This is a genomic window from Sphingopyxis chilensis, from assembly GCF_035930445.1.
GTDB lineage: Bacteria > Pseudomonadota > Alphaproteobacteria > Sphingomonadales > Sphingomonadaceae > Sphingopyxis > Sphingopyxis chilensis.
Genome location: NZ_CP142394.1, coordinates 1740759 through 1764955 on the forward strand (window position 1 = coordinate 1740759; position 24197 = coordinate 1764955).

Consider the following 24197-nt stretch of genomic DNA (forward strand, 5'->3'; position numbering starts at 1 on the left):
AATGATGTGACGACCATATGGTTCGGACGCGAACATGCAAGCGGCAGCTTTCGACGAAGGCGCTGGCAGGCTCGACGGGTGGCTGCTAGCCCGGCTCGAACGAAAAGCTATCGGGAGGGTAAGGCGTGGCGCTGCAAGGAATCCGCGTACTCGATTTCGGCCGTTACATCGCTGGCCCCTATTGCGCGGCCCTGCTCGCCGATTATGGCGCCGATGTCATCCGGATCGAGGCGCCCGGCGGCAACGACGACCGTTACACCGTGCCGGTCGCGGACGATGGATCGGGCGCGATGTTCATGCAGATGAACCGCGCCAAGCGCTGCCTGACGCTGAAGCCCGGAAGCCCCGAGGGACGCGAGATCGTCCGGCGGCTGGTCGAGACGGCGGATGTCGTGATCGCCAACCTGCCGCATGATGCGCTCGTCAAGCTCGGCCTCGATTATGAAAGCCTTTCTGCGACCAATCCGCGCATCATTCTCGCGACCGCGTCGGCATTCGGCAGCGAAGGGCCGCTCGCGAGCCGCGTCGGGTTCGATGCGGTCGGGCAGGCGATGTCGGGCACGGTGCATCTCACGGGCTCGCCCGACCAGCCCTATCGCGCGCAGGTCAATTATGTCGATTTCGGCACCGCGCTCCATTGTGCCTTCGGGGTGATGCTGGCGCTGCGCGAGCGTGAGGCGACGGGGAAGGGGCAATGCGTGTCGGGATCGCTGCTCGGTACCGCGCTAGCGCTGTCGAACGCGCTGACGATCGACCATGCGCTGAACGGGATCGACCGCGAGCCGATCGGCAATCGTAGCTTCAGCTCTGGGCCGACTGACGTTTTCCGCACCCGCGACGGTTGGATCATCACCCAGATCGTCGGCGCGCCGATCTTCGCGCGCTGGGCCGGGCTCGTCGGGCGTCCCGAACTGGTCGACGACCCGCTCTACGCCAGCGACATCCTTCGCGGCGATAATGGCGAGGAGCTGAGTGCGATCATGCAGCGTTGGTGCATCGAGCGGACGAACGCCGATGCCATCGCGGAACTGGCGGCAGGGCGCGTCCCGGCCGCGCCGGTCCTGCGCGCGGGAGAGGTGCTGGCGCAGCCGCAGGTCGCGGCGATGGGGCTGGTCGAGCCGGTCGATTATCCGGGAGCGGCGGCGGCGGTGCCGGTAATCCGTGCGCCGATCCGCCTGTCGTCGAGCGACAAGGTGACACCAAGCCGCGCGCCGCGGGTGGGGGAGCATAGCGACGCGATCCTCGCCGGGATCGGCTATGATGCCGAAGCGATCGCGGCTTTGCGCGCAGCGAAGATTATTTGAGCGGGCGGGGTGGACAAAAGGCAATCGCCTATTAAGTTACCGGTCAGTATAAAAATAAGCGCAGGAGCTTTCTATGACCGACAACAGCGAATATGTGCCGCCGAAAATCTGGACATGGGACAAGGAAAGCGGCGGTCGTTTCGCGAACATCAATCGCCCTGTCGCGGGGCCGACGCACGACAAGGAACTGCCGATCGGCAAGCATCCGCTCCAGCTCTATTCGCTCGGCACGCCCAATGGCGTGAAGGTCACGGTGATGCTCGAGGAGCTGCTCGCGGCCGGCCATAGCGGCGCCGAATATGACGCGTGGCTCATCAACATCGGCGAGGGCGACCAGTTTTCGAGCGGCTATGTCGCGGCCAATCCGAACAGCAAGATCCCGGTGCTCATCGACCGCAGCGGCGCCGAACCGATCCGTGTCTTTGAATCGGGAGCGATCCTGATCCATCTTGCCGAAAAATTCGGCGCCTTCCTGCCGACCGATACCGCGAAGCGTGCCGAAACGCTGTCGTGGCTGATGTGGCAGATGGGCAGCACGCCGTTCCTTGGCGGCGGCTTTGGCCATTTTTACGCTTATGCGCCGACGAAGCAGGAATATCCGATCAACCGCTATGCGATGGAAGTGAAGCGCCAGCTCGATGTGCTCGACCGGCGTCTTGCGGAGAGCGAATATATCGCCGGCGCCGACTATACGATCGCCGACATGGCGATCTGGCCTTGGTATGGCGCGCTCGCCAAGGGGCTCGTCTATGACGCGGGCGAGTTCCTGCAGGTCGACGAATATAAGAATGTCCAGCGCTGGACCGACCAGCTGGCGGCGCGCCCGCCGGTCAAACGCGGTCGCATGGTGAACCGCGTGACGGGCGATCCTGCGAGCCAACTGCGCGAGCGTCACGATGCGTCGGACTTCGACCTGCGCACGCAAGACAAGCTGCAGGATGCCGAATGATCACATTTTGCGGGTAGGCGCACGGCGCGCCGATTAACGACGCAGCAACAACCGCCGATTGCCGCTATGCGGCGCGAGCCGAAAATCGCGCAAAATACATAAAGGCGGCGTCGGGTGTTCTCGACGCCGCTTTCATTTGCCTCGCGCCATTCTGACCGCATGGCAGACTTCCAACGACTTTCGCGGCGCGTCCGCCAGATTGCCCGGACTGGCCTTACCCTGGCGCGCGGGGAGCGCGGCGCCGCCATCGTCGAAATGGCGCTGGTGCTGCCGCTGCTCCTCGCGCTGCTGATGGGCGTGCTCGTCTACGGCCAATATTTCATGCTCGCGCATAATGTGCAGCAGGCCGCCAACGATGGAGCGCGGGCCTCGATCGTCGGCCTTGACCTCGCCGACCGTAGCGCGGTCGCGACCCGCGCGGTGGCGCGCAGCCTTCAGACCGTCGGCGGCACGCACAGCGTCGCGGTGTCCGAAACGAGCGAAGCGATCACCGTCGCCGTCACCTACACCGCGCCACAGGACAGCTTCCTGCGGTCGAGCTTCGTGCCATCGCCGGACCATGTCATTCGTGCCAGCGCGACCTTCGAACTGCCGGTCGACTGACGATGGCAATGCTTTCCCTCCTGTGCCGCCTTGTCCACAGCCGCCGCGCAAGCATCAGCATCACGACCGCTTTCGGGATGACGATGCTGATCGGGTCGGCGGCGTTCGCGGTCGATCTTGGCTCGCTCTATCTCGATCGCCGCAAACTGCAGGGCATCGCCGATGCCGCGGCAATGGCGGCGGCGGGACGGCCGGGCGAAGAGCGGACGGCGGCGGAACGGATCATCGCGGCCAATTGCGATTGCGGCATCGAAATCGCCGCGCTCACGCCCGGCACCTATACGGCGGATCCGTCGATCGCGGCGGAACAGCGCTTCACCGGCGGGGGGGCATCGCCGAATGCGATACGCGTCACGCTGACGCGCGATCGCCCGCTGTTCTTCGGCAGCTTCCTGACCGGCCGGCAGGACAGCATCATCCGCGCGACCGCGACCGGTGCGCGGCGAGGCTATGCCGCCTTTTCGCTCGGATCGCGCGTGGCGGCGCTGAACGGCGGCCTGCCCAATGCGTTGCTGTCCAGCCTGACCGGGAGCGAGGTCAGCCTGTCGGTGATGGATTATAATGCGCTTGCCAGCACCGATATCGACCTGCTCGCCTTTTCGGACGCGCTCAGGATCGAACTCGACGCCGATGTCCTGACCTTCGGCCAGACGCTGAACACGCAGGCGACGCTGCCGCAGGTGGTGTCGGCACTGGCCCGCGCGTCGGACGGGCAGGCAGCAAGCGCCCTCGAGCATATCGCCGACAGCGCGCTCCCGCGCGCGCTGCTGCCGTCGCGGGCGATCGACCTGGGGCCGCGTTCGTCGAGCATCCGCGTCGATGCTGCCAATCCGGTCAAGGTCAATGCGCTCAGCCTGCTTCGCACCATGCTGCTGCTCGGCAATGCGAATCGCCAGGTCGATCTGTCGCTTGCGAGCAGCCTGCCCGGTGGATCGGGCATCGATGTCGCGCTGCTGGTCGGCGAGCCTCCCGCCGATTCCCCGCTGATCGCGGTGACCGACACCAACGATGTCATCATCCGCACCGCGCAAGTTCGCCTGAAGATCGATACGCGTGTCGCCACGCCGCTCGCCAGCGTCCATGTACCGCTACTTGCGGAGCTCGGATCGGCGTCGGCGCGGATCACCGACATCGACTGCGCGCCGAACAGCAGCGCCGCGGTGTCGCTGGGGGTCGTGACGTCTCCGGCGATGGTGGCGATCGGTACGGTTCCCGACGGCGATTTTCAGGACATGCAGCGCCCGCTCGATCCGCAGCCCGCGCGGGTGGTGAAGCTGCCGCTGGTCAGCGTCAATGCGGGGGCCCAACTGACCCTGTCCGACCTTGGCGAAAAGCCCGTCGCCTTCTCGCGCAGCGAGATCGAAGAGGGGCGGGTGAAGACGGTGTCGAGCACGGGGCTGGTCGCAGGCGCGGCGGAGTCGCTGGCGGACGAGATGGAACTCGACGTCAACGTCCTCGGCCTCGTTCTCAACCTGAATGCCTTGACCACGATCGTCGGCGAGACCGTCGCGCTTGCGGCGCCGGTGCTCGATAGCGTGCTGTCGGATCTGACCGGACTGCTCGGCTTGCAGGTCGGACAGGCCGATACGCGAGTCAACGCGCTGCGCTGCGGCAAGTCGCGGCTGGTCTGATCCCGCGCAGAGTGGCCCCATTAGGGACCTAATGCGCCGCCAACCATCCGTTCGGGCTCCTATAAGGATCCAGAGATCGGTGACTTCGGGGGGAATCGTGGCAGCCGCGCAAGAACCACAACGCGTATCGGCGGCGGATTTCATCCGCGGCTTCGCCAATTGGCGATTGCAGTCGGCGCGCAAGCCGGTCGTCGTGACGCATCATGGCGAGGACGCGCATGTGCTGATCTCGCTCGACGATTATCGCCGGCTCGACGGGGGAGCGGCGCGCGACGTGGCCAAAGCGTCCGATTTGTTGCAGGCTTCGCTGGCCGGGCTGGTCGAATCGATCCGCGACGGGGCGATGCTGATCGACCGGCAGCGGCGCATCGCCGCAGTCAATCCTGCCGCGTCCGATATGCTGGAGATGCCGGCGGCCGGCCTGATCGGCGAAGCATTGACGACCGCGCTGCCGTCGTTCAGCGACAGTCTTATCTGCCATCACATCGCCCGCCTGCTCGACCATCGCGAACGCTTCTCGGCCGATGTGCCCGGACTGCTGCGTCCACGCCAGTGGCTGCATGTCGATCTGGTTCCGCTACCCGTCGGCGGCGCGATCGTGCTGCGCGATGTCAGCGCGGCGATGGAGGATTTCGCGGCGACCGACGTGCGGGCTGCGACGCTGGATGCGATCGAGACCGATGGCAGCATCGGCCATGTCCGCATATCCGTTCGCGAGAGTGTCGAATCGGCCAATGCGATGGTCGTCGCCCTGCTCGGAGTCGATCCCGTCGCGATCCGCCGCGTTCGATTTTCCGCCATTTTGCCCGTCGGGCAGCGCGCGGCCTTCGTCGAGGCGCTGGAATCGGTTTTCCGCTCGGGCAATCCGGCGCGGCTGTCGTCGCAGATGGTGACGCGTGGGGGAGAAGCGGTCGACGTCACGCTGACGATTGCCGAGGTGCGCGGGCCTTATGCCAGCGAAGGCGCGGTCATACTCGTCACGCGCGGCGCCGACTAACCGTAGCCTTCACCCCTTAGCCCGCGGCTGGACAAGCCCTCCCATTGCGCGCAATCATCGCCCGCGAAACGTTGCAAGTCGCAACTTGCCGTTTACGTAAAGGTGAGCGCTTATTATAAGGGCGCCAGTGCCCGATGGGAGATTCGTGATGGACATGGAATTCAGCCCCGAAGATCTCGCCTTCCAGCAGGAAGTGCGCGACTTCATCGCCGAAAATTACCCCGCCGAACTGCGCGGCAAACAGGATGAGGGCGAAGAGCTGTCCAAGGAGGATTTCCTCGCCTGGCACAAGATCCTGTACAAGAAGGGCTGGATCGCGCCCGCTTGGCCCGTCGAATATGGCGGCACCGGCTGGACGCCGACGCAGCGTTTCATCTGGTCGGAAGAGACCGCGCGCGCCGACTGCATCCGCTTGATGCCCTTTGGCCTCGCGATGGTGGGCCCGGTCATCTACACCTTCGGCACGCCCGAGCAGAAGGCGCATTTCCTGCCGCGCATCCTGTCGGGTGAGGATTGGTGGTGCCAGGGCTATTCGGAGCCGGGATCGGGTTCGGATCTCGCCTCGCTGCGTACCACGGCGGTCCGTGACGGCGACGATTATATCGTCAACGGGCAAAAGACCTGGACGACGCTCGCGCAGCACGCCGACTGGGGCTTTTTCCTCGTCCGCACCGACAAGGACGCCAAGCAGCAGGAGGGCATTTCCTTCCTTTTGATCGACATGAAGTCGCCCGGCATCACCGTGCGCCCGATCATCACATTGGGCGGCGAGCATGAGGTCAACGAGGTGTGGCTCGAAGATGTCCGCGTGCCGGTGTCGCAGCGCGTCTATGAAGAGAATAAGGGCTGGACCTGCGCCAAATTCCTGCTCGCGCACGAACGCACCGGGATCGCCGGCGTCGCGGCGTCGAAGCGCGGGATCGAGAAGGTGAAGGACATCGCCCGCACCGAGCTCGACGGCGACAAGCCGCTGATCGCCAACGCTTTCTTCAAGCGCAAGCTCGCCGAACTCGAGGTCGACCTGACCGCGCTCGAATTCACCGAACTCCGCAGCCTTGCCGGCGCGAACGCGGGCAAGGGGCCGGGCCCCGAATCGAGCTTGCTCAAGATCAAGGGCAGCGAGATCCAGCAGCGGTTGACCGAACTCACGCTCGAGGCCGTCGGCCATTATGGCGCGCCCTATTTCCGCGGTTTCGGCGAAGGCGACAATGAGCATCCGATCGGGCCGGACTATGCGCATCGCGCGGCGCCCACCTATTTCAACATGCGCAAGACGACGATCTATGGCGGGTCGAACGAGATTCAGCGCAACATCATCGCGAAGATGGTGCTCGGCCTTTGATCACATAATTGACGTCATCCCGGCGAACGCCGGGATCTCGGCCTCTCGCCACGACGCGGCGGCGAGATCCCGGCGTTCGCCGGGATGACGATGAAATCGAGGATTAGAACAATGGATTTCACTTACACCGAAACACAGGACATGATCCGTGACACGCTGTCGCGCTTCCTCGGCGATACCTATGATTTCGAGACGCGGCAGAAGTTCACCGGCAGCGACACGGGCCGCGATCCCGCGATCTGGACCGCGCTCGCGCAGGAACTCGGCATGCTTGGCGCGCCCTTTGCCGAGGAGCATGGCGGGCTCGGCGGGGGCGCGCTTGAAAACGCGATCGTGATGGAGGAATTGGGCAAGGTCATCGGGATCGAGCCCTATCTGCCGACCGTCGTCATCGCGGGGGGCGCCCTGAAGGCCGTCGGCGGCGCGCAGGCCGACGCGATGATCCCGGAGATCATCGCGGGCAATGTAATCGTCGCTTTCGCCTATGCCGAACCTCAGGGGCGTTACGACCTCGCCAACCTTCGCACGACCGCCAAAAAGGACGGCGCCGGCTATGTGCTGAACGGTCACAAGGGTGTCGTCTATGCCGCGCCCTGGGCGACGCACCTGCTCGTCACCGCGCGCACCGGCGGCGGTCAGCGCGACAAGGATGGCGTGTCGCTGTTCCTGATCGACGCCAACCTGCCCGGCATCGTGCGCCGTGATTATCCGACCGTCGACGGCAGCCGCGCCTCGGAAATCTATTTCGAGAATGTCGCTATTCCCGGCGAAGCGCTGCTCGGGGGCGAGGGGACGGGCCTGCCGCTGATCGAACAGATCGTCGACGAAGCGACCGTCGCGGTCTGCGCCGAGGCGACCGGCGTGATGCAAAAACTGCACGAAGGCACGCTCGAATATACACAGCAGCGCAAGCAGTTCGGCGTGCCGATCGCGAAGTTCCAGGTTCTGCAGCACCGCATGGTCGACATGTTCATGGAGGTCGAACAGGCCCGTTCGATGACGATCATGGCGACGCTGAAGCTCGGCCTGCCTGCCGATGAGCGCAAGGCGGCGGTCTCGGCGGCGAAGAACAAGGTCGCGCGCGGCGCGAAATTCGTCGGACAGAATGCGATCCAGACCCACGGCGGCATCGGCATCACGCAGGAACTGGCGATCGGCCATTATTTCAAGCGGGCTACGATGATCGAGGGGCAGTTCGGCAGCGCCGACTTCCATATGGAGCGCTATGAGCGGATCGTGCTCGCGGATTGACCGGTAGTCCCTCTTCTGGCGGGGAGGGGCATCGATGAGCGCGACCGGCCGGAGACATTGAAGGGTTTTGGCCTCTCCCCTTCAGGGGAGAGGGCTGTAGCAGATACCAACCCCTTACCGATATTCGCTAATATGCGACGTCCACCGCGATCCGGAGTGTGCGCGGGCGCAACGGTGTAAGGAAGCCTTCGTTGCCTTCGAGGAACGGCGTCCCCAGCGAAAAGCGGTTGCCGCGCGAATCGAACAGATTGGTGAGCGTCAGCGAGAGGCCTCGGCGTTCGTTACCCACCCGCATGGCGAGCCCGGTATCGACATAGTCGCCCTGGCTTTCGCCAAGCACCGGGCCGATTCCGAGGCGCGACGGCCCGACATAGTTCGCCCAGCCGTTCACGCGGAAATCCTCGTCACCGATCACGGTGGCGTAGTTCACCGACCCGCGCACAGCGTGGCTCGCGACATTGGGGATCCGCCCGAGCCGCGCGGGCGTTGCCGCGAACACGGGCAATATCTGGGGCGAAAGATCGTCGACGCGGCTGTGGTTGTAGACCGCGCCGAGTTCAAAGGTCAGCGCGGCGGTCGGTCGCATCGCGACGGCGCCGGACAGGCTGGTGATGCGGCCATTGCCGATATTGGCCGTCGTCGGAAAGCCGCTACTGTCGATGAAGTCCGCCTGGATATTGTGCCATCGGCTGTGCGAGATCGAAACGCTGGCGTCGAGCAGGCTTCGGCCCCTGTCGCCGAACCGCATCCCCGCTTCCCATGTGCGGACCTTGTCGTTCAGGAAGCGCCGGACGAAATTCCCGTCGACGGCAAGGCCACCGGGTCGGAAACCTTCCTGATAACGCGCATAGAGCCTGACATTGTCGAGCGGCGTCGCAAGCAGCGAGACCGAGGGCAGGAGGTCCGTTTCGTCGCGCGATGCGGTCGTCGCCCGGTTCGCTTCGGCCAAAGCGAAGGACACGCCTTCGGCCTCGCCGCCCAGCCGGGCGTGCGACAGGCGGAGGCCACCCGAGGCGATCAGGTCGGGCATGATTTCGACGGTCGCTTCGGCATAGCCGGTCACCTCGGTGATCCGGTTGGTCACGCCCGGCAGGACTGCGCGCAGCGGACCATAGCCGTAATCGCGGTCCTGCCGCGCGCGGTTGCGAATGAAGCTCGCGCCGACCACCCAGCCGAGCCCGTCGTGATAGGGCCGCGACAGGCGGTTCTCGCTGACGAACATGCGCGTGTCGTTATGCTGGTCGAGCACGCGCGGGACGTCCGCCATCGGCGTGATCTCGATCGGCGCGAAGAGGCGTTCGACATCGACCGCGCCCACGGCGACGCCGGCGTCCTGTCCGTCGCCGCGTCTGGATTCGGGAAGGCTCGCGTCGAACCGTTCGAAGAGTCGATGGTCGATGAACGCGTTGGACGACTGGAAATACAGATCGCCCCAATCCTTCATCACGACGATCGTGCCCATGCCGTAACGCGCGGTCGCGTTCTGCTCGACCATCGAGGCGCGGGTCAGCGGCGGCGCGTCCTTGTCGGCATATTGCGCGTCGTCGGAGGTGATCGCCTGATATATGCCGCCGAAATCGATCGTCCAGCCGTCGCCGGCTTCGAGGCGGAACGTGCCCCTTCCGCCGCGGACATGAACCCTGTTGACGTCGTTCTGCCCGCGCAGTGGATTGTCGATATAGCCGCCGTCGGTCAGCATATAGCCGACGAGGCGCAGGGCATGGCCGTCCTCGCCCACCGGCAGGTTGGCGATCGCCGCTATGTCGCCGCCGGGATCGCCATGCTGGGTGATCGACAGGCCGGCGATAGCCTGGACGGTCATCGCGCGCGGATCGGGCGCTTTCGGCACGACGTGGATGATGCCGCCGAGCGATCCGGCGCCATAGAGCGTGCCCTGCGGTCCTTCGAGGATTTCGACATTGTCGATGTCGTACAGCCGCAGGTCGGGGTCGGGCGCATTGTAACTGAGGCGGATATCGCCGAAATACTGGCCAACGGTCGATTGCGTCGGGCCGGTGAAGCTCGAATCGGCGATGCCCCGGATGAACAGCTTGTTGCGCCCCGAACCCAGATGGGTCGAAGAAACGGTCGCCGTGCGCGAGAGGATCGAATCCATCCCGCGCTCGCCGCCAAACGCCAAATCGCCGCCATCCAATTGGGTGACGACGCCGGCGAAATGCGAATGCGGAAGGTCGGTCTTCGACGCGGTGACGATGATCTCGTCGGCTGCCGCTGCGATCATGTGGTTCGACGGCTCGCGAGCCCGCGGCTGCGGCGCCGGTCCTGGCGGAGGGGCGGCTCTCGTGACGCGCGCCGGGACGGGGCGCCGTTCGATGCGCCAGCTCGTCGCGCTGACCCGCACCGCGCGCGCATCGGAACCGTCGAGCAGGCGCTGGATCGCCCTTTCGACGCTCATCCGCCCGCGCACCGGTTTGACGCGCGCGCGCCAGAGCTTCGCATCGGCGACGCTGATGCTGACGCCCGCCTGCCGGCTGATCAACGGAAGCGCCGCAGACAGGCTGCCTTTCGGCACGTTGAACGCGCGTTCCTCCGCCGCCAGCGCCTGCGTGGGCAGACACAGCGCTATCGCTGCCACAGCAAAGGAAAGGCGCGGGTGCATGGTCAGCGGGTCAATATCCATCCATCACCTTGCCGAGCAGCCTTCGTGCCCGACAGCGCGGCAAGGTCGGCGATCGTTCGGTCGCGGTTCTTGTCGATGATCAGCGCGCCACGGAACGACAGGTCGCTCGCATCCGGCGCAATGCTCACCTGCATCCCGGCGGTGCGCTTCAGATCCTCGGCGACGATGGCGAGCGGCGTGCCGTTATAGACCAGAAGGCCGCTACGCCAGCCGCCGACATTCGCGACATCGACATCCCTCACCGCTGGCGGGCGGCTGTCGCCGTCGCGCGCCTCGATGCCCTTGCCCGCGACGAGCCGGACATTGTCGCGATCGGGGTTATAGAGAACGATGCCTTCGGACACCGCCACCGATGTCTGGCGATCGCGGCGCACGACATTGAATGCCGTGCCAAGATCGACGATCTTTGCGCCGCCTGTCTCGACCACAAAGGGATCCTGGTCGCGGTGCACGATATGGAACATCGCCTCGCCCGATTCGAGCCGGGCGAAGCGCGGACGATCCTCGTCGATTTCGACCACCGAAGCGCCGTTGATCTCTATCTTCGACCCGTCGGCGAGTTCGACGGTGCGATGCTCGCCCGCGAGCGTCTCGATCCGGCCGTCATTACCGAACAGGCCCAGGCTCGACAGGCTGATCGCGCCGACCAGCGCCGCTGCGACCGCGCCGCCGAACCAGGTCCGCCGCGACGGGTGGCGGCGTGCGGGCGCGTCGGGGACGATCGTGACCGATGGAGCGGGCGCGGGCGGCAATGCGTCAAGGTCGCGGTCGAAGCTCGCGACCGCGTCGTAAATTGCCGCGTGCGCGCTGTCTTCGGCCAGCCAGTCGGCAAAGCCGTCCCAATCGGTGAAGTCCGGATCGCGCTGGCGAACCAGCCAGTCGATCGCGCGCGCCTCGGCGTTCGTCGGGTCAACCTGCATCGAACTGCCTCCGGATTTCGGCGAGCTTTGCATAGACCTTGCGCAGATCGGCTTCGACGGTGCTCAGGCTGACCCCCATTTCACCGGCGATATCGCGTTGGTGAACGCCATCGACACGAAAACGCCTGAAAATCCTGGCGGGTCGTTCACCCGTCGCGGCAATCGCGGATTCAACGAGCGCCAGTTGCTCGCGCGAAATCATCGCGCTTTCGCTCGACGGGCTTTGCGCCGCCGACGCTTCGCCCCATGCCTTGTCGCGAAGCTCGCTCTGGCGCACCGAACGGTAGCGGTCGAGCATCAGATTGTTCGCCGCGCGCATGACATAGGGAAGAGGGTCCGAAATCGGTCCGGTCCGCCGATCGGTCAGCCGCATCCAAAGGTCCTGGAACAGATCCTCGGCACCGTCGCCCGCACCGCGAACTTCCAGAAAGCGCACGATGCGGTCGCGGTTGGCAAGCAACACGCCTTCGATGCCTTGGGCGGCGTCGGTTCGATCTCGCGACTTGGTCATGGATTGCTTGCTTTGGAACGCCATCTTCCGTCGGTCAGCGCCGCTTCGCCCTGCGCCATACGTCCCCCCGATGACGCCGTCATATAGCGTCCAGGCTCCACCGCGCAACTGCGGTACGGGGAAAACGGAGTTGGGCAGTGCAAGCATCTGTTTCGTCATTCGTTTCTGCCTAGGCAAGGGGGAAGCATGGGTAGGGGTAACGCTTCCCCCTTGCGGGCAGGGTCGGCCCCGGGGGGCTAGAGACCGACCCGCAGGCTCGCACGGAAGGCCCAGCCGACATGGCTTTGCTGCTCTTCCGCGGAGACTTCGCCGGCGAACTGGAAGGCCGAATTGCCGGCGACGCCGCGGAAACGGCCGACCCAGCCGCTCGTGCGATCGTCGGGAACAAGGGTGAAGGGCGTGCCGTCCTTGAAAGATGCGGTCGTCGCGCCAAGCATGCCGCTGACGATTTGACGGCGACCACCTTCGAGTTCGAAGCGCGTCCAGCCGTCATATTCGTCGGCGCCGCCGAATTCGAGACCGAGTGTCATCGTCCCCGACACCGCGAGTTCGTCGCTATCGCGGCTCAGGACGGTGAGGTCGAGCGCGTCACCACCGCCCGTTTCCTGGTAACCGTCTTCCTTCAGCTTGTAATAGTCGACCGCGACCATCGGGCGGAGGGTGAGGCCGCCGACGCGGGTGTCGTAGGCGACCGAGCCCGAGGCCGACCAAAGCGTCGCGTCCCACTTGCCCTTCATCGTCTTCTCGATGTCCTCGGCGCCGCTTTCGGCGCGGAAGATGCGCGTGCCCTTCAGGCTGACCGGCGCACCCGACACGCGGGCGTTCGCCATGAAGCCGTCGGAGCGCAGGCGCCAGTGCAGCGCGCCTTCGAACTGGCTCGTGCTGACTTCGTTGGCGTTGCTGCCGTTGCCGTCCTTGCCGCTGAGGTAGGCGACCGAACCGCCGAAATTACCGACGTCGCTTTCGATTTCGGCACCAAGCGAAATGCCCCAGCCGCTGACGTCATAGCTCGCCGTGTCGCCGACGCTCTTCGAGGTGCCCCAGACGGCCTGGTTGACCCAATAGCCCCATTTGCCCTCATCCTGATAGGGCGCGCTGGGGTCCTGGAGATAGCGCGACAGCGCCCGCGAGCCCGAGGTGACGGTCTCGAACACGCCGCCCTCATGCTCGGGGAGCATCTGGCCGAGTTGATTGCGGAACTGGTCGCCGTCGGTGATGCCGAGGAAGACATCCTCGATCTTCTCGTCGCTGACGACAGCGTCGAGCACCGCGTCGAACGCGCCGCTTTCCGAACGATTGAGGCCGAGCTCTGATGTGCTCTTGCGCGACACATCGACGATGAGCTGCGTGGCGTTCGAGGTCAACGTGCCCTTGTAAAGGAAGGGCAGCAGCGTCTGCGAGGCGGTGAGGTTATCGGCGCCGGTCAGCGTGCCGGCGGTCAGGACGACATGCTCGCCCTCGGCCTGCTCGATGCTCGACAATCTAAGCGCGAGTTTGGAATCTTCGCCGAAGCTGGCGTTGCCCGTCACCTGGAGCGCCGTCCCCGTCGCGCCGTTGTCGAGCATCACCGCAAGCGTGCCTTCGTCGGTGATCGCCAGCGAGGAGATGGTGGCCGCGCCGCTGACGTCGAAGGCACCGCCGGCAACCGAAACCGCGAGCCCTTGCGAATTGGCGAGCGTGCCCGAGAAGATCGACGTGCCGCCGATCGTCAGCGTGTCGGTGCCCCCGCCGAAATCGGCGAGCCCGGTGAACTTCGACGTTCCGGCCAGCGTCATCGTATCGTTGCCGGCACCGAAGCGGGCATTGCCGGCGTAGGTCGCATCGCCCGACAGCGCGAGCTTGTTGTTGCCGGTGCCGAAGAAGCTGTTCCCCTTCACCGAACCGTCGGCGATGTCGAACACGTCGTTGCCTCCGCCGAAGCGGACATCGCCGACGATGCTGGGTGCGGTAGCGGTCGAGGCGACCGCGGTCTGCTTCACGGTCGCACCGCCGTTGTTCGCCGACAGGTCGATCGCGATGTTGCGGTCGGACGAGGCGAGCGCGCCCGTCGCGCTGATCGTGCCGCTGTTCTCGACCGTGTCGACATTGCCCGACAGATCGACGATGCCGCGCGCGATACCGCCGTCACCGCCGGTCTTGGCGGTGATCGTGCCGCTGTTGCGGATCAGCGGAACGTCGCCGCCAGCTTCGATCAGCACCGCCGTCGCGACCGCGTCCGCAGCCTTGCCGCCGGTCGTCGCCTCGATCTTGCCCGCGTTGCGGATTTCGGGGGTCGTCGCGCCGCTGCCGATGCGGATGGCCGTGGCGGCCTTGTCCTTCGACTGCGCGGCGACGCTTCCGGTGCCGCCGATACCGATGCCGCCGGCGATGGTGACCGCGCCGCCAAGGCCGCCGATCTGGATCGCGTTGCCGTCCTTGCCGGCGTAAAGGCCGTTACCGAGCACGGCGCCGTCGATGATGAAGCCAAGGCCGGTGCCGGTGCCCGGGACAGCGCCGATCGCGACGTCGCGGTCGGCCGAACCGATGCTGATCGCCGCCGCCGAACCGAAGGAGCGCACCACGGCGTTACCTTCCTTGGCGTCCTCGATCCCGTCCTTGTCCTCATCCTTGTCGTCGGGCTTGGCGTCCTTGGGCGCGACCGCCAGAATTATGCCGCCGGTCACATCGCCCTCGACCGACAGCGCGCTGCCGCCAATCAACAGGTCGTCGGCATCCAGTTTCGACGGATCGCTCGGCGGCGTCGTGAAGCGGTAGCCGGTGGCGGTGATATTGCCCTGGACGACGAGCGAGCCGGTGACGTCGCCGCCAAGGCGGGCGCCGATCGCATCGACGCCGGTGGCCGAGATCGTGCCGGCCAGCCGGACGTTGCCGATCACATCCTGCAGGCCGACGCCGAGCGCACGATCGCCGAGCACGCTGATCGTTCCGTCGTTGGTGAAATTGCCGGTCAGCGGGCCGCCGAGCCGGATGCCCGCGGAGTCATTGCCCTCGATCGCGATCGCGCCTGAATTGACGATGTTGCCGTTAAAGGCGCCCGCGGTCGCGATGCCGACGCGGTTGCTGCCGATCGCGAATGCGCCGTCGAGGTCGCCGTCTTTGTCGATGTCGGTCGCGGCATAGGTTTCGCCGATGGTGATCTTGCCGCTGGCGCTGTTCGTGATGCCGCCCGACGTGCCGGCACCCGCCAGAATGCCCGTCGCGCCATCGACATTGGTGAACTCGATCGTGCCTTCGTTGACGACCTTGTGGTTGCTGTCGATCGTGACCGCCGGCCCGGTGACGGTCGGCTTGATCGACCCCGCCGAGGTGATCTTGATATCGTCGGGCGCGCCGGATTTGATGGTCGAGGTGCGTACCGGAGCCGTCGTCGCGGTGGTGATCGTCGTTTCGGCATGGGCGGCGGTCGAAAGGAGGGTGGCCAGGCATGTGGAGGCCAGCAAGGTCTTGCGCATCGGGTTCCTCTTGAGATCGGGACCGGGACCTCTTCCCGGCGACAACCACAAGACGGAGCGGTGCTGGCGCGGCCTTGGAAAAAAATGCAGGGTTCCAAAGCCGGGCTTCAGCGGCGATGGGGAGCCGCGCCCGGCGGCAGGGAACCGCGCATAGCTATGCCCTGTTGCATCCTTGTCGGCTGTGCGACATTCCACAATGGCACCGGCACCGGGACCGGCAAGGGAGAGTCATGAGCGAACGGATCGTCACGGTCGATATCGGCGGAACCCATGCGCGCTTCGCCATTGCGGAAATCGAGGGCGGCCGGGTTCTCTCGCTCGGCGAAGCGACGACGCTGCATACCAAGGATCATGCGAGCTTCCAGACCGCGTGGCAGGATTTCGAGCGCCAGCAGGGCGGAACCCTGCCTCGCGCGGTGGCCATCGCGATCGCCGGGCCGACGCGCGGCGAGATCATCCGGTTCACGAACAATCCGTGGATCATACGTCCGGCGCTGATCAACGAGAAGATGGACGTCGACCGCTATGTCCTCGTCAATGATTTCGAGGCCGTCGGTCATGCGGTCGCGCAGGCCGACGAAAGCTATTTCGAGCGGCTGACCGGCCCCGACGAGCCGCTGCCCGCGATGGGTACGATCACGATCATCGGGCCCGGAACCGGCCTCGGCGTCGCGCATATCTGGCGCGACGGCGCCAACTATCGGGTGCAGGCGACCGAGGGCGGGCATATCGACTTCGCGCCGCTCGACAGCATCGAGGACGCGATCCTCGCGCGGCTGCGCAAGCGCCATCGCCGCGTGTCGATCGAACGGATCGTCTCGGGTCCAGGTATCGTCGATATTTATGAAACGCTGGCGGCGCTCGAAGGACGCGCGATCCCGCGGCTCGACGACAAGGCGATCTGGACCAATGCGATGGAAGGGGGCGACAGCCTTGCCGCGGCGGCGGTTGATCGCTTCTGCCTGTCGCTGGGCAGCGTCGCGGGCGACCTGGCGCTGGCGCAGGGGGCTAGCGGCGTCGTTATCGCCGGTGGTCTTGGGCTGCGCATCCGCGACAGTCTTGTACGCTCGGGCTTTCCTGAACGCTTCATCGAAAAGGGTCGCTTCGAAGGCTTTATGTCGGCGCTGCCCGTAAAGCTGATCACGCACCCGCAGCCGGGCCTTTTCGGCGCCGCAGCCGCCTTCGCGCGCCAACACGCCTAAGATTTCTCTGGCGCGGGGGCGGCGAAATCGGCAGCATGCCGCTCATGTCGCAACGTCCCGTCCTCGGTATCATCGCCTGCAATCGCACCGTCGGGACCGAGTTCGCGCAGACGGTGATCAATCGCTACGCGACCGCGGCAATGCGCCATGCCGACTGCGCCGCACTGATCATTCCATCGCTGCCCGACCATATGCGCGCCGCTGAGATCGTCGGGCGCCTCGACGGGGTGCTGCTCACCGGCACGCCATCGAATGTCGAACCTGCGCTCTATGGCGATGCGTCCGAAGGCGAGGGGCCCTTCGACCCCGATCGCGACCGCATGATGACCGATCTTGTCGAGGCGGTCATCGCGGCGCGGCGGCCCCTCTTCGGTATCTGCCGCGGCTTTCAGGAAATCAATGTGGCGCTCGGCGGCACATTGCGTCGCGACACGTCGGCGAGTGGTGAATTGCTGCACCATCACGCGCCCGATGGCGTGCCGTTCGACGCGATGTTCGACCATCGGCACAAGGTCAACCTGATCGAAGGCGGCGTGCTGGCTTCGGCCTATGGCGCGCCGTCGCTCGACGTGAATTCGGTTCACTATCAGGGCATCGGAGCGCTTGCCGACGGATTGAGGGTCGAGGCGCGCGCGCCCGACGGGCTGGTCGAGGCCTATAGCGCGCGGCCGAACGGCGCGCCGCTGCTTGCGGTGCAATGGCACCCCGAATGGGCGACCGACGACAACAGTGACAGCCGGACCTATTTTCAGCTGCTCGGACGCGCGTTAAGAGGTGCGCTATGAATTGCCGCGTCACCCGATACGACCGCTATCTCGCACGGCTATGCTTCTCGCCCTGATCGACCGGACGCCTTCCACGTCCGTTCGCCGCCACGCGCGGCTCATCGATCAGGAGTTTGACATGCCCCGCAATCACGACATCGCCGAACTGCGCCGCCTCGACGTCGCGCATCATCTTCCCGCACAGGCCGATTGGGCCGAAATCGAAAAGCTCGGCGGCAGCCGCATCATCACCCACGCCGAGGGCTGTTACATCCACGACGGCGACGGCCACCGCATCCTCGACGGCATGGCCGGCCTGTGGTGCGTCAACGTCGGTTATGGCCGCGAGGAGCTGGTCGAAGTGGCGGCCACGCAGATGCGCGAGCTGCCCTTCTACAACACCTTCTTCAAGACCGCGACGCCGCCGACGGTGACGCTGGCGGCGAAGATTGCGAGCCTTACCGGAAACCGCCTGCCGCACGTCTTTTTCAATGCCTCGGGCAGTGAGGCGAACGACACGGTGTTCCGTATGGTGCGTCATTATTGGAAGCTGAAGGGCGAACCCCAGCGCACCGTCTTCATCAGCCGCTGGAACGCCTATCATGGCTCGACCGTCGCGGGCGTTTCGCTCGGCGGCATGAAGGCCATGCACGCGCAGGGCGACCTGCCGATCCCCGGCGTCGAGCATGTCCGCCAACCCTATGCCTATGGCGAAGGGCAGGGGATGACCGAGGAGGAATTCTGCGACGCCTGTGTGCAGGCGATCGAGGACAAGATCATCGAGGTCGGCCCCGAAAAGTGCGCAGCCTTTATCGGCGAGCCGGTGCAAGGCGCGGGCGGCGTGATCATCCCGCCGAAGGGATATTGGCCCAAGGTCGAGGCGGTGGCGCGCAAATATGGCCTGCTCGTCGTCGCCGACGAAGTGATTTGCGGCTTCGGGCGCACCGGCAAGATGTGGGGCCATGAGACGATGGGCTTCACCCCCGACCTGATGCCGATGGCGAAAGGGCTGTCGTCTGGTTACCTGCCGATTTCGGCGACCGCGGTCGCGAGCCATGTCGTCGAGATGCTGAAGACCGGCGGCGATTTTGTCCATGGCTTCACCTATTCGGGGCACCCGGTCTGCGCCGCCGTCGCGCTCAAGAATATCGAGATCATCGAGCGCGAAGGCCTCGTCGAGCGCACGGGCAGCGTCACCGGTCCGCATCTCGCCAAGGCGCTCGCGACGCTGAACGACCACCCGCTCGTCGGCGAGACGCGCTCCGTCGGGCTGCTCGGCGCGGTCGAGATCGTGGCGGACAAGGAAACGCGCGCGCGCTTCGGCGGTGCCGAGGGCACGGCGGGGCCGATGGCGCGCGACGCGTGTATCGCGAACGGGCTGATGGTGCGCGGCATCCGCGACAGCCTGGTCATGTGCCCGCCGCTGATCATCACCACCGACCAGATCGACGAGATGGTTGCCATCATCCGCAAATCGCTCGATGAAGTGATGCCGAAACTCCGCGCGCTCTAAACAGGAAAGACCAAACCCTTATGCCCTCCGGCCTTTTTGCCCTGCTCGATGATATTGCGACCATCGCCAAGGTCGCCGCGGCAAGCATCGACGATATCGGCGCCGCGGCGTCGAAGGCCGGAGTCAAGGCGGCGGGGGTCGTCGTCGACGATACCGCGGTGACGCCGCGCTATGTCACCGGCTTCACCCCCGATCGCGAGCTGCCGATCATCTGGCGGATCACCAAGGGCTCGCTGCGCAACAAGCTGCTCTTCATCGTGCCGGCATTATTGCTGCTCTCGGCGGTCGCGCAATGGGCGATCACGCCGCTGCTGATGCTCGGCGGCGCCTATCTCTGTTTCGAGGGCGCAGAGAAGGTGCTGCATTCGCTCCAGAAACACGACACGAGTCTGGCCGAAGACGCGGCGATCGTCGCCGATCAGGACCATGAAGAAACGATGGTGAAGGGCGCGGTGCGCACCGACTTCATCCTGTCCGCCGAAATTATGGTGATCGCATTGAACGAGGTGCTCGACGAGCATTTCGCGATGCGCGCAGCCACGCTCGCGGTCGTCGCTGTCGCGATTACTGTAGCGGTTTACGGCGTCGTCGGGCTGATCGTGAAGATGGACGATATCGGCCTCCACATGGCGAAGGAAGGCAACAGCGCGCGCCGGGCGATCGGGCGCGGGCTCGTGTCCTTCATGCCCAAGCTCTTGGCGGCGCTGGCGCTGATCGGCACGGCGGCGATGCTGTGGGTGGGTGGCCAGATTTTCCTGCACGGCCTCGACGAATATCATATCGGCAATATCGGCCATGGCCTCCACGATTTCGCGCATGCCGTGGCGGGGAACCTGCCGGGTGCGGGCGTTTGGGAATGGCTGATCAATGCGGGCGGAGCGGGCATTTTCGGGCTGCTCCTTGGCGGGCTGATCGTCGGCGCACTGCATCTGTTGCCTGGGAAGAAGGCCCACTAATTTCGTCATTGCGAGCGGAGCGAAGCAATCTCAAGCTATCGCCCTGCAAAAGGCCGATGGCCGGAGATTGCCGCGTCGCCTTCGACTCCTCGCAATGACGATCTTGTGGGTTGCGCCGGCACCGCCCGGACGGCCCAGTGTCAGCCCAACAATACAACCGGGCTATCCGCCCGCCAGTGCATGCTGACCTTGTCGCCCCAGGTGAAATCGTCCTGATCATGCCGCGACAGGTTCGGGCGGGACACGCGGAGGCACGCGCCCGATTCCAGCTCGATCTCGAACAGGGTTATGTCGCCGAGATAGCTCATCCCTTTGATCTTGCCGCGCGCGAAATTATAGCCGTCGGGGGCGTCCTGCGCCGCGGCCTTGACCGCCTTGCCTTCGCCGGGGACGTGAAGGTAAATCTTCTCGGGGCGCAGCGCGATCCAGACATCGGCGCCGTGCGGGCCGGTGACGCCGTGGTTGAGATAGACCTTGCCGAGCCCCGGACAATCGACCGCCGCCTTGTCGGGGTCGTCGAGCGTCAGTTTGCCCTCGAAGATATTCACCGACCCGACGAAATCGGCGACGAAGCGGTTGGCGGGATATTCGTAGAGGTCCGATGGCGTCGCGAGTTGCGCCACTTCGCCCTTGTTAATGACGCCGATGCGGCACGCCATCGACAGCGCTTCGTCCTGATCGTGGGTAACGGTGACGAAGGTGATGCCGACCCGTTCCTGGAGATCCGAAAGCTCGAACTGCATCTGCCCCCGCAGCTTGGCGTCGAGCGCCGATAGCGGTTCATCGAGCAGCAGCACCTTGGGACGCATCACGAGGCTGCGCGCCAGCGCGACGCGCTGGCGCTGCCCGCCCGACATCTGGTCGGGCATCCGGCCTTCGAACCCGCCGAGCTTGACGAGTTCGAGCGCCTCGGCAACGCGGTCGCTGACCTCGCCGCCCTTCACCCCTGCGATCCTGAGGCCATAAGCGACATTGTCGGCGACGCTCATGTGCGGGAACACGGCGTAGCTCTGGAACACCATGTTCACCGGCCGCCTGTTCGGCGGGATTCCCGCCATGTCATGCCCGTCGATCAATATCTTGCCTTCAGTTGGCAGTTCGAAACCTGCGATCATGCGGAGTAGTGTCGTCTTGCCGCACCCCGACGGGCCCAAAAGCACGAAGAACTCCCCGGCGTTGATGTCGAGGCTGACATTGTCGACCGCGGTGACCTTGCCGAAACGTTTGGAGACATTTTTGATCTGGATGATCGGTTTGGCGGGTTCGGTCATGGTTCAGTGGGTTTCCGCAATGGCTTTCACGCCCTGAAGCTTGAGCGCGACGAAGGTCAGGACGACGGTGAGGATGATGAGCAGCGTCGAAGCCGCATTGACCTCCGGCGTCACCGAAAAGCGGACCATCGAATAGACCTTCACCGGAAAGGTGATCGTGTCGGGGCCGCTGGTGAAATAGGTGATGACAAAATCGTCGAGGCTGAGCGTGAACGACAAGAGCGCCCCCGCGACCAGCGCGGGCCTGATGTGCGGGATCAGCACGTCGCGGAAGACCTGCCATTCGCTGGCGCCCAGATCCTTCGCCGCCTCTTCCTGCTCGCGGTTGAAGCTCGCGAGACGCGAGCGCACAACCATCGTCACGAAGGGGAAGCAGAAGGTGATGTGTGCGATGGTGATCGCGCCGAGGTTGAACGGCCAGACAAGATCGGTCGGCCAGTCGATCGCGGCGAAGAACATCAGGAAGGCGACGCCGAGGCAGATTTCTGGGACGATGATCGGCAACGATATGGTGCCATCGACCACGCCCTTCAGCGGGAAGCGGAAACGCCAGAGCATCACTGCGGCGACCGCGCCGAGGACAAGACTGGCAACCGTCGCCAGCGCGGCAATTGTGAGCGAGTTGACGAGCGCCTCGACCAACTGGTCGTTTCCGAGCGCCTTTTCATAATATTTGGTCGTGAATCCGCGCCACACGACGTTGCGCTTGCTGTCGTTGAAGCTGAAGATGATCAGCACGATCAACGGCGCGTAGAGAAACAGCATCACCGCGCCGACCCAGAGGCGCATCCACAGCGTCCGGCTATATTCGAGCGGTGCGATCGGCGTGCGGGCGAAGAGGGCCATCAGCGCGCCTCCGGCACTTTGCGGCGCATCGATTGCAGCGCGATCAGGATGAACATCGCATAGATGAGCAGGAAGGAAAGGGCGGCGCCAAAGGGCCAGTCATTCGCCTTCTTGAACTGCCGCTCGATCACGTTCGCGATCATCTGGCTGTCGGTTCCGCCCATCAGGTCGGGGGTCAGATAGGCACCGAGCGCGGGGATCAGCGTGATCATCACCCCGGCAACGATGCCCGGCGCAGCAAGCGGCACGACGATGCGCATGATCGTGCGGAAATGGCCGGCGCCCAGGTCGAGGCTTGCTTCGATCAGGCTGCGGTCGAGCCGGTCGAGCGCGGCGTACAGTGGCAGCACCATGAAGGGCAGGTGGACATAAACGAGGCCGAACACGACCGCGAAATTGTTGAAGAGCAGCTCGACCGGCTCCCAAGTTGGTAGCGGCTGAAGCCCGACAAGCGATTTCAGCCAACTCGCGCCGTCCCACAACGCCCCCAGCCCCTTGTTCGCGAAGCCCTGCGTGCCGAGCAGCATCATCAGCGCATAGGTGCGAATGAGGAGGTTGGTCCAGAAGGGCAGCATGATGCCGAGCAGCAGCCACGGCCGCCATTTCTCGCTGGCGAACGTGATCGCCATTGCCACCGGAAAGCCGACGATCAGGCAGATCAGCGTGACGAGCGCCGCGACCGCGAAACTCTTGCCGAAAATGGTGAGGTAGAGCCACTCGGTGGCGCGCTTGTAATTGTCGAGCGTGCCCGAAATCTCGATGTCGGTGAGGCCCCTGTTCTCGCCGAAGCTGTAGAGCCAGACGATCGCCATCGGGACGAGAAAGAACAGAATGATCCAGAAGAGCGTGGGCAGCGACACCGCCGCGAAGACCCTCTTGTTCGTTCTCCAATCCTGTTCGGCCACCCCCCGATGCCCCTTCCGTTCGTCAGGCGGCCCGAACCCTGGTGAAGGCTTCCTCGAACAAGGGCTGAAGCTCGGCGTTGAACCGCGCATATTCGCATTTCGCGAGCGCGTCGGCGGGCGGGAAGATGACCGGATTATTCTTGTAGCTGTCGGGCATCAGTTTTTTCGCCGCCGCGTTGGGCGTCGGATAGAGGATCGTCTCGGTGATATGCTTGTCGACATTGGCGTCTAGGATATAGTTGATAAAGGCGTGCGCATTCTTCGGGTGCGGCGCGCCCTTCGGGACACAGAGATTGTCTGAATTGAGCTGGCTGCCTTCCTTCGGAATGACGAAGTCGATGTCGTCGTCCTCGACCATCGCCTGCGCGATGTCGCCATTATATTCGAGCACGACGTCGACGTCGCCCTTGAGCAACAGATCCTGCCCGTCGTCTTCGTGGAATTTCTTCACATTGGGCTTTTGCTTGATCATCATCTTTTCGATCGTCGCAATGTCCGCGGGGGTCAGCGCATTGACCGATTTGCCGAGATATTTGCCATAGAGACGGAACATGTCGCCCGCTTCGGACAGCCAGGCGATGCGGCCGGCATATTCGGGGCTGTCGAACAGGATTTTCCAGCTGTCGGGCGTCGCCGACACTTTCGACTTGCGATAGCCGATGCCGAGCGCGAGCCAGGTGTAGGGCATCGAAAATTTGCGCTGCAGGTCATATTCGACGTTGATGTAGGCGGGATCGATATTCTTCTTGTTGGGAATGAGGGCATGGTCGAGCGGCATCAGCATGTCGGCCTTTGACATCCGCTCGACGAAATCATTCGACGGCACAATCACGTCATAGCCGGGGTTGCCGGCCTTGAACTTGGCGAACAGCACGTCGTTGCTGTCGAACAGGTCCATCGTCACATCGACGCCCGTCGCCTGCTTGAAATCGTCGAGCGTATTCTCGCCGATATAGGTGTCCCAATTGTAGAAGTTGAGCTTGGCTTCCTCGCCGTTCGCGAGCGTTTTGCCGCCTTCCTTGCTGCAGGCGGCGAGCCCGCCGAAACTGATCCCGACCGCCGTGGCGCCAAGCGCCTGGAGCAGCGAGCGGCGCCCGCGCGTTTGCTTGATCAGTTCGTCGAAATTCATGGCCAGCCTC

Annotated in this window: 19 protein-coding genes; 11 read left to right on the top strand and 8 right to left on the bottom strand. The window is 64.7% G+C overall.

What is annotated here, in order from left to right:
• Window positions 1–125: 125 nt before the first annotated feature.
• The 7 genes from VSX79_RS07855 (at window position 126) to VSX79_RS07885 (ending at window position 8077) form a co-directional block, all read left to right on the top strand.
• Entirely contained in the window at window positions 126–1304 is a 1179-nt protein-coding gene (locus VSX79_RS07855; protein WP_326915102.1) for a CaiB/BaiF CoA transferase family protein, read from the top strand.
• 73 nt (window positions 1305–1377) lie between these two features.
• Complete coding sequence (gene yghU / locus VSX79_RS07860) at window positions 1378–2253, top strand: glutathione-dependent disulfide-bond oxidoreductase (protein WP_179496578.1); 876 nt, start codon at window positions 1378–1380, stop codon at window positions 2251–2253.
• A gap of 159 nt (window positions 2254–2412) precedes the next feature.
• Complete coding sequence (locus VSX79_RS07865; protein ID WP_179496576.1) at window positions 2413–2856, top strand: TadE/TadG family type IV pilus assembly protein; 444 nt, start codon at window positions 2413–2415, stop codon at window positions 2854–2856.
• A gap of 2 nt (window positions 2857–2858) precedes the next feature.
• On the top strand, window positions 2859–4487 hold the full coding sequence (locus VSX79_RS07870) for a TadG family pilus assembly protein (RefSeq protein ID WP_179496574.1): 1629 nt from the start codon (window positions 2859–2861) through the stop codon (window positions 4485–4487).
• 97 nt (window positions 4488–4584) lie between these two features.
• Window positions 4585–5484, top strand: coding sequence for a PAS domain-containing protein (locus VSX79_RS07875; RefSeq protein WP_326915103.1), 900 nt, complete (start codon window positions 4585–4587; stop codon window positions 5482–5484).
• A 148-nt stretch (window positions 5485–5632) separates the two neighbouring features.
• Window positions 5633–6826 (top strand): acyl-CoA dehydrogenase family protein, encoded by a 1194-nt coding sequence (locus tag VSX79_RS07880; RefSeq protein WP_179496570.1) that lies wholly within the window; start codon window positions 5633–5635, stop codon window positions 6824–6826.
• A gap of 111 nt (window positions 6827–6937) precedes the next feature.
• Entirely contained in the window at window positions 6938–8077 is a 1140-nt protein-coding gene (locus VSX79_RS07885; RefSeq protein ID WP_179496568.1) for an acyl-CoA dehydrogenase family protein, read from the top strand.
• A gap of 127 nt (window positions 8078–8204) precedes the next feature.
• Here the strand turns inward: VSX79_RS07885 and VSX79_RS07890 are convergent, their stop codons facing one another.
• The 4 genes from VSX79_RS07890 to VSX79_RS07905 all read right to left on the bottom strand — a co-directional run bounded on the left by VSX79_RS07890 (window position 8205) and on the right by VSX79_RS07905 (window position 15601).
• Window positions 8205–10718 (bottom strand): TonB-dependent receptor, encoded by a 2514-nt coding sequence (locus VSX79_RS07890; RefSeq protein WP_326915104.1) that lies wholly within the window; start codon window positions 10716–10718, stop codon window positions 8205–8207.
• A complete protein-coding gene (locus tag VSX79_RS07895; RefSeq protein ID WP_326915105.1) occupies window positions 10700–11638 on the bottom strand; it encodes a FecR family protein in 939 nt (312 codons plus the stop codon). The genes VSX79_RS07890 and VSX79_RS07895 overlap by 19 nt, the downstream gene beginning before the upstream one ends.
• Window positions 11628–12149: an RNA polymerase sigma factor gene (locus tag VSX79_RS07900; protein ID WP_326915106.1), complete on the bottom strand. Its 522-nt coding sequence runs from the start codon at window positions 12147–12149 to the stop codon at window positions 11628–11630. Before VSX79_RS07900 ends, VSX79_RS07895 begins: the two co-directional genes overlap by 11 nt.
• Window positions 12150–12385: 236 nt before the next feature.
• Window positions 12386–15601, bottom strand: coding sequence for an autotransporter outer membrane beta-barrel domain-containing protein (locus tag VSX79_RS07905; RefSeq protein WP_326915107.1), 3216 nt, complete (start codon window positions 15599–15601; stop codon window positions 12386–12388).
• A gap of 230 nt (window positions 15602–15831) precedes the next feature.
• Between VSX79_RS07905 and VSX79_RS07910 the strand changes: the two genes are divergently transcribed.
• The 4 genes from VSX79_RS07910 (at window position 15832) to VSX79_RS07925 (ending at window position 20036) form a co-directional block, all read left to right on the top strand.
• Window positions 15832–16803: a glucokinase gene (locus tag VSX79_RS07910; RefSeq protein ID WP_179496560.1), complete on the top strand. Its 972-nt coding sequence runs from the start codon at window positions 15832–15834 to the stop codon at window positions 16801–16803.
• A gap of 44 nt (window positions 16804–16847) precedes the next feature.
• Window positions 16848–17588: a gamma-glutamyl-gamma-aminobutyrate hydrolase family protein gene (locus tag VSX79_RS07915; protein ID WP_326915108.1), complete on the top strand. Its 741-nt coding sequence runs from the start codon at window positions 16848–16850 to the stop codon at window positions 17586–17588.
• Between the two features lie 118 nt (window positions 17589–17706).
• On the top strand, window positions 17707–19080 hold the full coding sequence (locus VSX79_RS07920; RefSeq protein WP_179496556.1) for an aspartate aminotransferase family protein: 1374 nt from the start codon (window positions 17707–17709) through the stop codon (window positions 19078–19080).
• Window positions 19081–19100: 20 nt separating this feature from the next.
• Window positions 19101–20036 carry a DUF808 domain-containing protein gene (locus tag VSX79_RS07925; RefSeq protein ID WP_326915109.1) on the top strand — a complete coding sequence of 312 codons (936 nt, stop codon included), beginning with the start codon at window positions 19101–19103 and terminating at the stop codon, window positions 20034–20036.
• Window positions 20037–20176: 140 nt separating this feature from the next.
• Here VSX79_RS07925 and VSX79_RS07930 read toward each other — a convergent pair whose 3' ends face one another.
• Genes VSX79_RS07930 through VSX79_RS07945 form a run of 4 tightly spaced genes read right to left on the bottom strand, consistent with a single transcriptional unit; the run spans window position 20177 to window position 24187 of the window.
• Complete coding sequence (locus tag VSX79_RS07930) at window positions 20177–21307, bottom strand: ABC transporter ATP-binding protein (protein ID WP_179496552.1); 1131 nt, start codon at window positions 21305–21307, stop codon at window positions 20177–20179.
• A 3-nt stretch (window positions 21308–21310) separates the two neighbouring features.
• Window positions 21311–22153 (bottom strand): ABC transporter permease, encoded by an 843-nt coding sequence (locus VSX79_RS07935; protein WP_179496550.1) that lies wholly within the window; start codon window positions 22151–22153, stop codon window positions 21311–21313.
• On the bottom strand, window positions 22153–23058 hold the full coding sequence (locus tag VSX79_RS07940) for an ABC transporter permease (protein WP_179496548.1): 906 nt from the start codon (window positions 23056–23058) through the stop codon (window positions 22153–22155). The genes VSX79_RS07935 and VSX79_RS07940 overlap by 1 nt, the downstream gene beginning before the upstream one ends.
• A gap of 22 nt (window positions 23059–23080) precedes the next feature.
• Window positions 23081–24187, bottom strand: a complete 1107-nt coding sequence (locus VSX79_RS07945; RefSeq protein ID WP_179496546.1) for an ABC transporter substrate-binding protein — start codon at window positions 24185–24187, stop codon at window positions 23081–23083.
• Between the last annotated feature and the right edge of the window lie 10 nt (window positions 24188–24197).